Here is an 11,799-nt window from a genome sequence, read left to right as displayed (position 1 = left end):
ATGTCTAGCCAAGCTTTGCGAGGGCGGCGGCGAGGGCAGCGGGGTCGCCGGCAATGTGCAGGGTCTTGAAGCGGGCGGTATCGCCGGAGACGAGGGTGATCGCGGATTTCGGGATGCCGAGGGTCTTGCCGAGGAGGGCGATGACGGCGGCGTTGGCCTTGCCCCTGTCGGGGACGGCCTTGACGCGGACTCGCAGGACGGTGGTGCCGTCGTCACGGGTTTCGATGCCTTCGACGCGGTCGACGCCGGCATTGGGGGTGACGCGGAGGCGGACGCGGACGCCGTCGGGCAGCTGCTCGACCGCGGAACTCACGAGCGGGGGTAGAGGTCGGTGCGGAGGATCGCCATCAGCCGCTCCGGGCGCTCGATCGGCGCGAAGCCGTAGCGCTCGTAGAGGCCGTGGGCGTCGGCGGTGACCAGCATGAAGCGCCTGAGGCCCTGGAGATCGGGGTGGGCGACGACCGCGTCCATCAGCGCCTTGCCGAGGCCGAGACCCTGCTGGCCTGGGTCGATGAACACGTCGGCGAGCCAGGCGAAGGTGGCGCGGTCGGTGATGACGCGGGCGAAACCGACCTGCGCACCGCTGGGGCCGTAGAGGCCGAAACTCAGGGCATTGGCCACCGAGCGGGCGACGACATCACGCGGGATGGCGCCGGCCCAGTAGCTCTGCTCGCTCAGGTAGCGGTGGACGTAGTCGAGGTCGATCCGGGCCGGATCGGTGGAGACTTCGTAGCCCTGCGGCCGCATCTGGCTAGATGAAGCGGCCGACCGCCATCGACGCGATCCAGTTCTGCAGGAAGAAGATGATGACGAAGACGATCAGCGGCGACAGGTCGAGCCCGCCGACCGGCGGAATGATGCGGCGGATCGGCTTCAGGATCGGCTCGGTGATCTGGTTGAGCACGCGCCAGACGGAATTGACGAACTGGTTGCGGGTGTTGATCACGTTGAAGCTGATCAGCCAGCTCATGATGATCATGATCAGGAAGATCCACCAGACGATGTTCAGGATGAAGCTGAGCGTCTGCAGAATGGCGAAGATCATCGTCGGGCCCTCAAGGTGTCGGCCCTATTTAGGGGGCGACGGCGCGCCCGGCAAGCGGGCGCGACGATTTTGCCTTTGAGTGTGGTGGGTTGGCGCCTAGTGGAGCGCCGCGCCCTCGATATGGCCGAGCTTGTCCGGATTGCGCATGATGTAGAGGCCGACGATCTTGCCATCGACGATCTCGAGCGCGGTGGTCTGCAGTTCGCCATCGGCTTCGAGCGTGACGTAGCCGGGCAGGCCGTTGATCATCGCCACGCGGACGAGCTGGGACGGAGCGCGGGCGAACAGCCGAGCCATCCGCGCCATCAGCTGCAGCACGTCGTCGAGGCCGACGATCGGAACCGGACCGGCCGGCCGCTTGCCGCCGCCATCGGCGGTGACCGTGATGTCGGCTGCGAGCATGGATTTGAGCGTCGCCATGTCGCCGGTCTGCGAGGCAGCAAAAAAGGCCTCGGCCATCTCCATGCCGCGGCGCTGGTCGACTGCGAAGCGCGGGCGGGCATCGTGGACGTGCTGGCGGGCGCGGGCGGCGAGCTGCCTGCAGGCGGCGGGCTCGCGGCCGATGGCACCGGCGACTTCCTCGAACTCCATGCCGAAGACGTCGTGGAGGAGGAAGGCGGCGCGCTCAAGTGGGGAGAGCCGTTCGAGTGCCAGCAGCAAAGGCAGGGTCACGTCTTCGGCGAGGTCGGCCTCGGTATCGACCACCGGCTCGGGGAGCCAGGGGCCGATATAGGTCTCGCGCTTGCGGCGGGACGACTTCAGCACATCGAGGCAGAGCCGGGTGACGACGCGGACGAGGAAGGCTTCCGCGTTGTCGACCTCGGAGCGATCGGTGGTGTGCCAGCGCAGGAACGCGTCCTGCACCACATCCTCGGCATCGGCAACCGAGCCGAGCATGCGGTAGGCGACGCGGGTGAGGCGGGGCCGATGAGGTTCGAAGCTGATGGCCGCATCGGCCCGCCCGGCATCCATGTTACGCAGCCACCTTGATGACCGCCGAACGCGGCGGGTTCACCTGGAAGCCGGCATTGATGCGGTTCCAGGTATTGATGTTGCCGATCATCAGGGTGAGGACGATCTGTTCGGCCTCGCTGAACTCGGCCGACAGCAGCTCGTAGGCCGCCTCGGACGTATGATCGAGCCTGGTCAGCGCTTCGGTCCAGGCGAGGGCGGCCCGCTCGCGGGGCGTGAAGTGGGGGGCTTCCCTCCAGGCGTCGAGCAGGTAGATGCGCATCTCGGTCTCGCCGTCCTGGCGGGCCTCCTGGCTGTGCATCACGAGGCACACGGCGCAGCCGTTGATCTGGCTCGCGCGGATCTTGACGAGATGGGCGATCGCCGGCTCGAGCCCGACATCGGGAACGCCGTGGCTGTAGTCGATCAGCGGCTGGATGAGGTCCATCCGGGCATAGGGGTTGGTGCGCTTAGTCATCATTGTCTCCATGTCATTTCGATGATCACGACAACAAGACGACCGGGGGCCCTACCGATGTGACATGGGGCTCAGTTTTTTTCGCCGGCGCGGCTCGGACGCCAGGTAAAGAGGCGGAAAATGTAGAGGCCGACGACGGCGATGAGGACCAGCCAGGTCAGCGGGTCGAGCCAGCTTTCGACCAGGTGATAGTGCTCGTGGAGGAGGTAGCCGGCGCTGACCAGCACGGTGTTCCAGATCAGCATGCCGATGGCCGAGAACAACGCGAAGGTGGGGAAGTTCATCTTCGCAAGGCCGGCGGGGACCGAGATCAGGGTACGGAGGATCGGGAACAGCCGCCCGACGAGAACGATGGGTCGGCCCCAGCGGTCGAAGATGCGGGCGGCGTAGTCGATCTCGTCGGCATTGAAGGCGAACCAGCGGCCGATGTGGTCGGCGAGCCATTTCACGCGCTCGAGGCCGAACAGGCGGCCGACGAAGTACCAGGGCAGCATGCCGATCAGCGAACCGATGGTGGCGGCGAGGATCACGCCGAAGAAGTTGAGTGTGCCCTGACCGGCGGCGAAACCGGCGAACGGCACGATCAGCTCGGAGGGGATCGGCGGGAACACTGCCTCGAGCAGCATCAGCAAGGCGATCCCGACATAGCCGAGGTCGGTGATGATCTGGGTGATCCAGGTGGCCATGCGTGTTCGCTGCTCCGTCGTTTCCGGCGTTCAGTAGCCCACAGGGTCAGTGCCGCGAAAGCGGAAACGCTGTTTCGAGGCTCAAAAACGAAAATCCCCGCTCGTCGCGGGGATCTTCAGTTCTGTCTGGTGCCGGAGACCGACGCCGGTGATTAGCTCGCCTTGGCGGCGCGCATCATGCGCTTGCGGTCGTTCGGGTCGAGCCAGATCTTGCGCAGGCGAATGGATTTGGGCGTCACTTCCACGTACTCGTCGTCGGCGATGTAGCCGAGCGACTGCTCGAGTGTGAGCTTCTTGGGCGGGGTCAGGCGGACCGCCTCGTCCTTCGACGTGGTACGGATGTTGGTCAGCTGCTTGCCCTTGAGCGCGTTGACTTCGAGGTCGTTCTCACGGGCGTGCTCGCCGATGATCATGCCCTCGTAGATGTCGACGCCGGCATCGATCATGATCGGGCCGCGCTCTTCGAGGTTCCACAGCGCATAGGTCACGGCCTGGCCGGTGCCATTCGAGATCAGCACGCCGGTGCGGCGGCCCGGGAGGGCGCCCTTGAACGGCTGGTACTCGTGGAACAGGCGGTTGAAGATGGCGGTGCCGCGGGTATCCGACAGCAGCTCGGGCTGGTAGCCGATGAGCGAGCGGGTCGGAACGTAGAAGCGGAGGCGCGTGCGGCCGACGCCCGAGGGACGCATGTCGACGAGGTCGCCCTTGCGCTCGGTGAGCTTCTGCACGACCACGCCGGTGTGCTCGTCATCGACGTCGATGATGACTTCCTCGATCGGCTCGAGCTTCTGGCCGTTCTCCTCGCGGATAACGACGCGCGGGCGGCCGATGGTGAGCTCGAAGCCCTCGCGGCGCATGTTTTCGATCAGCACGGCGAGCTGCAATTCGCCGCGGCCGGCGACGTCGAACGAGTCGTTGTCCTCGCCCTCGGTGACGCGGATGGCGACGTTGCCCTCGGCTTCGCGCATCAGGCGCTCGCGGATGACGCGGGATTGCACCTTGTCGCCCTCGCGGCCGGCCAGCGGGCCGTCATTGATGCGGAAGGTGACCGACAGGGTCGGCGGATCGATGGGCTTCGACGGCAGCGGCTCATTGACAGAGGGGACCGCCAGGGTGTCGGCGACGGTCGAGGTCTCGAGGCCGGCAATGGCGACGATATCGCCGGCTTCGGCGAGATCAATCGGGGTGCGCTCGAGGCCGCGGAAAGCGAGAACCTTACTGACGCGGCCCTTTTCCACTTCCTTGCCGTCACGGCCGAGCGAATGGATGGCGTCGCCGGCCTTGACCGTACCGGAGGTAATGCGGCCGGTGAGGATGCGGCCGAGGAACGGGTTGCGCTCGATGGTGGTGACCAGCATGCGGAACGGGCCGGTTTCGACCTTGGGCTCGGGTACATACTCGAGCACCTTGTCGAGCAGCGGGGCGAGCGAGTCCTTGGGGCCTTCCGGCTTGTCGGACATCCAGCCGAGCTTGGCGGCGCCGTAGAGGACCGGGAAATCGAGCTGCTCGGGGGTCGCGTCGAGGGCGATGAAGAGGTCGAAGATCTCTTCGAGCACTTCGAGATGGCGCTCGTCGGGGCGGTCGATCTTGTTGATCGCGACGATGGGGCGGAGGCCCTGGGCCAGGGCCTTGCCGAGCACGAACTTGGTCTGCGGCATCGGGCCTTCGGCGGCGTCGACGAGGATCACCACGCCATCGACCATCGACAGGATGCGCTCCACCTCGCCGCCGAAGTCGGCGTGGCCGGGGGTATCGACGATGTTGATGCGCGTGTCTTTCCAGACCAGCGAGGTGACCTTGGCCAGAATGGTGATGCCGCGCTCGCGCTCGAGATCATTGCTATCCATGGCGCGCTCTTCGACGCGCTGGTTGTCGCGGAACGAGCCGGACTGCTTGAGGAGAACGTCGATCATGGTGGTCTTGCCATGGTCAACGTGAGCAATGATTGCGATGTTACGCAAAGACATGAGGGGCGGCCGATCAGATTTTCCGGAGATTAGCCGCGCCCCATATCGGACAAGGGTCACATTCTCAAGACAATTCGCGGAATGGGAGGGTTGCGGCATCTCGCGGGAGCGGTGAGACGCCCCCGTTACCCCAGCGCGAAAACTGCGGGGACGCCCCACCCAACGCAGCGGCGACGCATCGAGCGTGCCCCCGCACCGACATGACGGATGGACGAGGGGCCGATCGACATCGGACGCGAAATATCTGGCAGGTGCTCAGCGGCGGGCCGCAACTAGCGCCTGAAGGTCGCCATCAGTATTGCGATGCCGCCCCAGGTGAAGGCCCCGCCTATGATGAACCACCAGATCCACATGGCGATTGCGGAAAAGCCGTTAGAAGCAAACATCAGGCCGAACCCGAGCGTGCACAGCCCCGGCAGTAGCAGGAGCAATCCAGCGATGACGGCGAGAATGCGCCCGATCATGCGATGGCCCGTTGCCGATCCAGCCGCTCACGGATCGGGCCGATTTCGCCGTTGCGATAGAACAAGTTGTAGGTCTCGAACGGGATGATCTGGCCGTTCGGGGTGACGAAGTGGATGCAGCTGCGCTTGGCAGCGGGCACCGAGAAGTTGTGGCGATCCATGAAGTTGATGACGGCGACGCGGAACACCGAGGAGTAGTCGAGGCCCTGAGGCACTGGCACTTCGGGCAGGCAGCAGAGCAGCGCCGTCATCTTTTCGGTGATGGTGCCCTCGCCGACCGACAGCGAGAACAGATCGAAGATACGGCGCTTCAATTCAGGGTAGCGCTCGAAGGTGACAGAGTTGGGCACGGAATCGAGCAGCATGTCGCGCGGGATCATCGAGGTGACGGGGGCGACGGTGCGGCCGTTGCGCAAGCCATAGCCGATGGTGATGGCGTCTGGATTGCAGGGGAGCGGGATCATGTCGGCTTCGCCGAACAGGCCGTGCTCGTCGACGATGCGGCGGCGCACCTCGGAGAGGGTGAGGCGATTACCGCGGAGGCTGAAGCCCTCGTTGCGGCCGGCATCCTGGATCGGCTGGAAGGTGACGCCGCGGACGCATTGCCAGCCCAGCGCGTGATCGATGATGCCTGGCACTTCGTGGTCGTTGACGCCCTTCTTCAGCGTCGCGACCAGCGTGGTCGAGATGTTGTGGTGCTCGAGCGCTTCCAGCGCCTGCTGGCGGATACGGCGGAGGTCGGCGCCGCGCAGGTCCATCAGGGCGTCGCGCTCGAGGCTGTCGAACTGCAGGTAGATCTCGAGACCGGTTTTACGCGCGGCCAGAGCCTCGACGAAGGCCGGGTCCTGGGCGATGCGGATGCCGTTGGTGTTGATCATCAGGTGGCGGATCGGGCGGGCCTGGGCGGCGTCGATCACGGCGAGGATGTCGGGGCGGATGGTGGGCCCGCCGCCCGAGATCTGGAGCAGATCCGGCTCGCCCTCGCTGCGGACCAGCGCATCCATCATGCGTTCGATCGTGGCGAGGGGCAGGTGCTCGGTGTGCTGCGGCGAGGAGCCGGCAAAGCAGACGGGGCAGGTGAGGTTGCAGTGCTGGTTGATCTCGATGATGGCGAGGCAGGAATGCTGCTCGTGATCTGGGCAGAGGCCGCAATCATAGGGGCAACCGTAATCGGTGTGGGTCTGCACCTCGAGCGGACGGTCGCCGGGCTTGAGGAAGTCCTTCTGCCACTTGAAGAACTCGATATCGGTCGAGACCAGCACCTTCTGCACGCCATGGGTGCGGCAGCGCTTCTCGTACCAGACGGCGCCATCGCTGAACTGGATCTTGGCCGGCACGAGCGCCAGGCACTCGGCACAGAGCGAGGTGGTTTCGCCGTAAAAGATGTAGGGTTTAATCTTTCGAACCGGGGCCGGTTCTTCAAACGCGTCGAGCACTTGCCTGATTATCCCTCAATAATATTGTCAAGGCGTAGAACACGAGACCGACACACACAATCTGAAATATCGTGAGCCCGGCGAATAGTGCTGGATAGGGTTTGAGGAACTCCAGCGCGAACCGCTGCAGGCCGTAGAGCAGGACCAACAGGGCAAAGCCGTTGCGGAGCACCCAAGCGTCGCGGCGGATCAGGGCAATGCCGTAGGCCAGCGCAAACAGGGCGAGCGCCGCGGACTCGTAGAGCTGGACCGGGTGGCGCGGAATACCGTCACCGAAGTCATGTGCCCAGGGCAAGTCGGTGGGAGTGCCGTAAGTGAAATCGTCGAGGCCCGCAAAGTAGCAGCCGATCCGGCCGACGGCGATGCCGATGGCGACCGGCACGGCGTAGAGCGCAGCAGTGCGGCCGCGCATGCCGACGCGGAGCTTGTAGAGCTCCACCGCGAGAATGGCGCCGGCCAAGGCACCCTCGATCGAGCGGGCGAAACCGGGGAGACCGGCAAGCCAGAGGTTCAGGCTGCCGAGAGCGTAGGCCCCCAAGGCGGCGCCGATGACCAGGGCGGCGAGATAGCCCGTGCCGACTTTTCCAGCGGAAGGGAAGGCGCCGGGCATGAAGCGGCGGAGGGCGAAGGCAACCAGCGCCGCGGCTAACCAGGCTAGTCCATCGAAGACGGCGTGGACGTCCATGCGACCCCCCCGGTCCTCGATCTCAGGTATCAGATGTCAGGAGACCCGGCGCAGCTTGGGGCGGGTGGCGGCTTCTTCGGCCAGCATCTCGGTGACCGCCTGGGCGCTGATTGGGGGCGAGAACAGGAAACCCTGGACTTCGTTGCAGCCCTGATCGCGGACGGCGGCGAGCTGTTCCTCGGTCTCGATGCCTTCGGCGGTGGTGGACATGCCGAGCGACTGGCCGAGGCCGATCACCGCCTTGATGATGGCGAGGCTGTCGCCTTTCGACTTGAGATCGCGCATGAAGGTGCGGTCGATCTTGATCTTGTCGAAGGGGAACGAACGCAGGTAGCTCAGCGACGAGTAACCGGTGCCGAAATCGTCCATCGAGATGCGAACGCCGAGTGCCCGCAGCTTGTGCAGGGTCTTCAGCGTCGGCTCGTTGTCGGAGAGCAGCAGCGACTCGGTGATCTCGAGTTCGAGCCGGGTGGGGGAGAGACCGGTATCGCGGAGCGCGGCTTCGACCGTCTCGAACAGGCGCTTGTTCTTGAACTGCACGGGCGAGAGGTTGACCGCGACGCGCACACCGGGCGGCCAGTTGGCGGCAGTGCGGCAGGCTTCGCGCAGGACCCATTCGCCGATCTGGACGATGAGGCCGGTTTCCTCGGCGATCGGTATGAACTCGGTCGGCGAGATGGTGCCGCGATCAGCGGTATCCCAGCGCAGCAGCGCTTCGAGGCAGGTGATGCGGTTTTCTTTCAAGCCGACCAGCGGCTGGAACACCAGGCGCAACTCGCCCTTGGCGAGGGCGAGGCGGAGACCGGCCTCGATGGTGCGACGCTTCTGGATGGCGGCATCCATGCCGGACTCGAAGAAATGGAAGGTCGAGCGCCCCTCGTTCTTGGCCTTGTAGAGCGCCAGGTCGGCGTTCTTCATCAGGGTCTCGGAGGTCTCGCCGTCCTGTGGGGCCATGGCGATGCCGACCGAGGTGCCGATGACCAGCTGGTGGCCGTCGATGGTGAAGGGGTTGGCCATCGCCGTGACGATGCGCTCGGCGATGGTGGCGGCTTCCGCCGGGTTGTCGACGCCACGCAACATGAGCGCGAACTCGTCGCCGCCGAGGCGGGCCAGCAGGTCGTTTTCCCGGGTGGCGCCCCACAGGCGCGCCGAGACCTGCTGCAGCAGCTTGTCGCCAAGCGAATGGCCGAGCGTGTCGTTGACCGACTTGAAGTGATCGAGATCGATGCAGAGTACTGCGATGTGCTCGCCACGGGCGAGGCCGGGCTCGGCCGCCGCCATCTCCTCGAGGAACTGCACGCGGTTGGGCAGCTGGGTCAGCGCGTCGTGGCGCGCGAGGTGGCGGATGCGCTCTTCGTGCTGGCGCTGCTCGGTGATGTCTTCGTGGGTGGTGACCCAGCCGCCATCCTTCATCGGATGGTGCTGCATCATGATGGTGCGGCCGTTGAGCTCGTGGATGTTCTTGCCGTACTCGCCGCGCGAAATCACCTCGCGGCGCCAGCGGATGTAGTCTTCGCGGTTGGCGCCGGCCTGCATGCCCTCGTCGAACAGGTGGCCGAGGATGTCGTCGAGCTGGGTGCCGGGCTTCAGCAGGTGCTCGGGCAGGTTGTAGATGCGCTGGTAGGGCTGGTTGCAGATCACCAGGCGACCCTTGGGGTCGTACATGCAGAGGCCCTGGGAGATGTTGTTGACCGCCGCATCGAGCCGGATGTTCTGGCGTTCGAGCTCGCGCTTGCGCTTCTGGATGATCTCGGAGGACGCGATCTCCTCGGTGACATCCTCGTGCGTCACCACCCAGCCGAGGCCGGGGGAGAAGGCGTGGGCGGTTTCGAGCCAGCGATCGCCGGCAACCCGCTCGCGCACCTTGGAACGGGCGCCGCCGCGGTTGCCGAGCAGTTCCTTCTTGTAGGCGGCAAGGAACTCTTCGGGGGATTGGTCGGGGTGGTTGCCCATCTCGGAGGAAAGCTTGACCACTGCCTCCAGCGTCATGCCCTTGCGGACGCGGCGGGTGGGAAAGCCGTAGATGTCGAGATAGTGCTGGTTGAACATCACCAGCTTGAAATTGGGCGACCAGACGCAGAAGCCGTAGGGAACCGACTGCAGCGCCGCATCGAGCAGCAATGCATCTGCGGCCTTGTGGTCGGAATCGACGGACAGCGCCTTCACTTCTGGTCAGGCTCCCAATTCCCGTTATTCGGGCCTGGGAACGCTAGCGATGGGTGGTTAAGAACGCTTTAAGCAAAAGCCCTTCGCCCGTTACTCGAGACCGACCTTCAGCATCTCGATTTCGGCTTTCAGCTTCTGGATTTCGAGCTCGTAGAGCCGGGCGCAATTGAGCCGGGTGGGAGCTTCGCCGAGCGGAATGATGACGCGGGCGTAGGCGACGGCGCTCTGCGGCGCGCTATCGTCGATGCCGTAGTCGTCGCTGGAATACGCACTCGACAGGTCGCCGCCCGCGACGCCGAGATCGAGATAGCCGCCGGAGGAGTTGATCGACTGGCTGCAGCGCACCCCCTCGGAGGTCGTGATCGAGTCTTCGCCGCCCGGTCCTACCGGAGGTGGCGGGAGGAGCAAGCCGTCAGCCGCCGACGCCGGCCATGCGGCCAGTGTAGCGACCACAGACGCGCGGCAGAATCGGACCATCGAGTGCTTTAGGCATGACACAGAGCGCAATTGTCCGCTCCTTCTTGGTGGGATCGATATCGAAGGTCACGATGACCTGGCGGGCGAAGCCGGGCGCCATGGTGAGTTCGGCGGGCCTGATGACGACGCCGCCGATGGGCGTCTGGTAGTCGGAGGCGAGGGGCACGAGGACGAATGTCATCCGGCGGTTGTAGGGATTGCCGACGGTCAGCTTGAAGGCCTTCTTGTCCGAGGGCGTGACGCCTGATTTCTCGAGCGGCGACAGCGATTGCGCGGCGACCGGGGCGGCGAGGGCGAGTGTGGCGGCAATCGCCATCGGCAGGATGGCTAGCTTCAGGGATGGCATGTGACGACGGTCCTTGTTCCATAGGTGCCGGGGGCAAAGCCGTTGGGGTTCAAGATGCGGTTGTTGATCGTGATTGTGATCGACAGGCCGGAGAGAATGCCCGTTGCCTGGAAGCTGGTCGTTGCGCTCGTGTAGGATTGGCTGGCGCCGGGAAAGAGACCGAGTACGGAGGCGGCGCTGTAGGCTACCTGCAGCGTCTCGGCACTGGCATTGTAGCCCGACGCCGTCTGGATACGCGTCGGGGGCGCGACGTCGATGGTCGCCGTGCCGTCGAGCAACGTCAGGACGCTGGTCATGGTCCCCGGGGTGGTTCCGTTGACCTCCGAGCCGAGCATGGTGTTGTCGTTCGATGCGCGCAGGGTACCGGGCGACTGCACGTTAAGCGTGCAGGCCAAAGCGGGCAGCGGCGCCAGTAGTACCGCGCCGATGAGCGCACCAGCGGCCGTGTAGCTCAGGGCTGCGCGCATGTGACCACGGTCCGCGTCGTGTAGGTGGCCGCGGGGAAGCCGGCGGAGTTGCGGATCCGATTGTTCACCGTCAGCACCGAGGCGGCGATGGTGCCGAGCGACTGGGTAGTCTGGCTGGCCGTGTAAGCCTGGGTGATGCCCGAGAGGCCGGAGGCGCCTGTGTAGGAGACTTCGACGATCTCGGTGCCGACGGAATAGCCGCCTGGTGCGCTGGAGGTACGGGTCGGTGCGCCGATGGTGAGCGTCGAGCCGCCGATCGACAGGACGGTAACGGAACCGGGCGTGCCGCCGGCCTCCTCCGAACCAAGTGTGGTGCCTGTGGTGAGGTTCAGCCCCAGCGTACCGTTGGTGCTGGCGACGATTGTGCAGCCAGCTGTTACGGTGCCGGTGAAATCGACGTTGGCCGCTGCCGCGGGCATGGCGCCGGCCAGCAGGGCGAGGGTGGTTGCAGCAAGTAAACGCATCACTTTACTCCGGGTACGCGATGAAACTCGCCCGGAGTGTCAGTATTTCATGGTTAATGAGTGCTAAATATTGATCGCACTAGGCGTTAGTGCGCAAATCAACAACGCACCAACGCGCCGACCGGCAAGAAATGCCTACCGGTCGGCCACGCAGTAACACGCACATG

15 protein-coding genes are annotated in these 11,799 nt (G+C 65.1%); all 15 read right to left on the bottom strand.

Annotated elements, in window-relative coordinates:
• Nucleotides 1–4 precede the first annotated feature (4 nt).
• The 15 genes from AC1DWU_RS02960 to AC1DWU_RS02890 all read right to left on the bottom strand — a co-directional run bounded on the left by AC1DWU_RS02960 (nt 5) and on the right by AC1DWU_RS02890 (nt 11,632).
• Nucleotides 5–313 (bottom strand): DUF167 family protein, encoded by a 309-nt coding sequence (locus tag AC1DWU_RS02960; RefSeq protein ID WP_477148460.1) that lies wholly within the window; start codon nt 311–313, stop codon nt 5–7.
• Nucleotides 310–747, bottom strand: a complete 438-nt coding sequence (locus tag AC1DWU_RS02955) for a GNAT family N-acetyltransferase (protein WP_477148459.1) — start codon at nt 745–747, stop codon at nt 310–312. The genes AC1DWU_RS02960 and AC1DWU_RS02955 overlap by 4 nt, the downstream gene beginning before the upstream one ends.
• A 4-nt stretch (nt 748–751) precedes the next feature.
• Nucleotides 752–1,045 carry a YggT family protein gene (locus tag AC1DWU_RS02950; protein ID WP_477148458.1) on the bottom strand — a complete coding sequence of 98 codons (294 nt, stop codon included), beginning with the start codon at nt 1,043–1,045 and terminating at the stop codon, nt 752–754.
• Nucleotides 1,046–1,141: 96 nt separating this feature from the next.
• Nucleotides 1,142–2,017 (bottom strand): sigma-70 family RNA polymerase sigma factor, encoded by an 876-nt coding sequence (locus AC1DWU_RS02945; RefSeq protein ID WP_477148457.1) that lies wholly within the window; start codon nt 2,015–2,017, stop codon nt 1,142–1,144.
• Between the two features lies 1 nt (nt 2,018).
• The gene (locus AC1DWU_RS02940) at nt 2,019–2,474 is read right to left on the bottom strand and encodes a carboxymuconolactone decarboxylase family protein (RefSeq protein ID WP_477148456.1); all 456 of its coding nucleotides are present in this window, start codon (nt 2,472–2,474) and stop codon (nt 2,019–2,021) included.
• A 71-nt stretch (nt 2,475–2,545) separates the two neighbouring features.
• Nucleotides 2,546–3,160: a DedA family protein gene (locus AC1DWU_RS02935; RefSeq protein WP_477148455.1), complete on the bottom strand. Its 615-nt coding sequence runs from the start codon at nt 3,158–3,160 to the stop codon at nt 2,546–2,548.
• A 152-nt stretch (nt 3,161–3,312) separates the two neighbouring features.
• Nucleotides 3,313–5,127 (bottom strand): translational GTPase TypA, encoded by a 1,815-nt coding sequence (gene typA / locus AC1DWU_RS02930; RefSeq protein WP_477148454.1) that lies wholly within the window; start codon nt 5,125–5,127, stop codon nt 3,313–3,315.
• A 272-nt stretch (nt 5,128–5,399) separates the two neighbouring features.
• Nucleotides 5,400–5,591, bottom strand: a complete 192-nt coding sequence (locus AC1DWU_RS02925) for a hypothetical protein (RefSeq protein ID WP_477148453.1) — start codon at nt 5,589–5,591, stop codon at nt 5,400–5,402.
• Nucleotides 5,588–7,027 (bottom strand): radical SAM protein, encoded by a 1,440-nt coding sequence (locus AC1DWU_RS02920; RefSeq protein ID WP_477148452.1) that lies wholly within the window; start codon nt 7,025–7,027, stop codon nt 5,588–5,590. The genes AC1DWU_RS02925 and AC1DWU_RS02920 overlap by 4 nt, the downstream gene beginning before the upstream one ends.
• Nucleotides 7,011–7,712 carry a prolipoprotein diacylglyceryl transferase gene (locus tag AC1DWU_RS02915; RefSeq protein WP_477148451.1) on the bottom strand — a complete coding sequence of 234 codons (702 nt, stop codon included), beginning with the start codon at nt 7,710–7,712 and terminating at the stop codon, nt 7,011–7,013. Before AC1DWU_RS02915 ends, AC1DWU_RS02920 begins: the two co-directional genes overlap by 17 nt.
• A 36-nt stretch (nt 7,713–7,748) precedes the next feature.
• The gene (locus AC1DWU_RS02910; RefSeq protein WP_477148450.1) at nt 7,749–9,878 is read right to left on the bottom strand and encodes an EAL domain-containing protein; all 2,130 of its coding nucleotides are present in this window, start codon (nt 9,876–9,878) and stop codon (nt 7,749–7,751) included.
• A 90-nt stretch (nt 9,879–9,968) separates the two neighbouring features.
• On the bottom strand, nt 9,969–10,286 hold the full coding sequence (locus AC1DWU_RS02905) for a hypothetical protein (RefSeq protein WP_477148449.1): 318 nt from the start codon (nt 10,284–10,286) through the stop codon (nt 9,969–9,971).
• A gap of 4 nt (nt 10,287–10,290) precedes the next feature.
• Nucleotides 10,291–10,701 carry a hypothetical protein gene (locus AC1DWU_RS02900; RefSeq protein ID WP_477148448.1) on the bottom strand — a complete coding sequence of 137 codons (411 nt, stop codon included), beginning with the start codon at nt 10,699–10,701 and terminating at the stop codon, nt 10,291–10,293.
• Nucleotides 10,689–11,168 (bottom strand): hypothetical protein, encoded by a 480-nt coding sequence (locus tag AC1DWU_RS02895; protein ID WP_477148447.1) that lies wholly within the window; start codon nt 11,166–11,168, stop codon nt 10,689–10,691. The genes AC1DWU_RS02900 and AC1DWU_RS02895 overlap by 13 nt, the downstream gene beginning before the upstream one ends.
• Entirely contained in the window at nt 11,153–11,632 is a 480-nt protein-coding gene (locus AC1DWU_RS02890; protein ID WP_477148446.1) for a hypothetical protein, read from the bottom strand. Before AC1DWU_RS02890 ends, AC1DWU_RS02895 begins: the two co-directional genes overlap by 16 nt.
• Between the last annotated feature and the right edge of the window lie 167 nt (nt 11,633–11,799).

Source organism: Devosia sp. P2_G7 (assembly GCF_056403495.1).
The sequence above is the reverse complement of the archived record's forward strand: the minus strand, read 5'-3'. Positions and strand labels throughout refer to the sequence as shown.

Excerpts from the sequence above, each read along its gene's own strand:
- AC1DWU_RS02955 (WP_477148459.1), bottom strand. The coding sequence starts at position 747 with ATGCGGCCGCAGGGCTACGAAGTCTCCACCGATCCGGCCCGGATCGAC.
- AC1DWU_RS02950 (WP_477148458.1), bottom strand. The coding sequence starts at position 1,045 with ATGATCTTCGCCATTCTGCAGACGCTCAGCTTCATCCTGAACATCGTC.
- AC1DWU_RS02945 (WP_477148457.1), bottom strand. The coding sequence starts at position 2,017 with ATGGATGCCGGGCGGGCCGATGCGGCCATCAGCTTCGAACCTCATCGG.
- AC1DWU_RS02940 (WP_477148456.1), bottom strand. The coding sequence starts at position 2,474 with ATGACTAAGCGCACCAACCCCTATGCCCGGATGGACCTCATCCAGCCG.
- AC1DWU_RS02935 (WP_477148455.1), bottom strand. The coding sequence starts at position 3,160 with ATGGCCACCTGGATCACCCAGATCATCACCGACCTCGGCTATGTCGGG.
- typA (WP_477148454.1), bottom strand. The coding sequence starts at position 5,127 with ATGTCTTTGCGTAACATCGCAATCATTGCTCACGTTGACCATGGCAAG.
- AC1DWU_RS02925 (WP_477148453.1), bottom strand. The coding sequence starts at position 5,591 with ATGATCGGGCGCATTCTCGCCGTCATCGCTGGATTGCTCCTGCTACTG.
- AC1DWU_RS02915 (WP_477148451.1), bottom strand. The coding sequence starts at position 7,712 with ATGGACGTCCACGCCGTCTTCGATGGACTAGCCTGGTTAGCCGCGGCG.
- AC1DWU_RS02900 (WP_477148448.1), bottom strand. The coding sequence starts at position 10,701 with ATGCCATCCCTGAAGCTAGCCATCCTGCCGATGGCGATTGCCGCCACA.
- AC1DWU_RS02895 (WP_477148447.1), bottom strand. The coding sequence starts at position 11,168 with ATGCGCGCAGCCCTGAGCTACACGGCCGCTGGTGCGCTCATCGGCGCG.
- AC1DWU_RS02890 (WP_477148446.1), bottom strand. The coding sequence starts at position 11,632 with ATGCGTTTACTTGCTGCAACCACCCTCGCCCTGCTGGCCGGCGCCATG.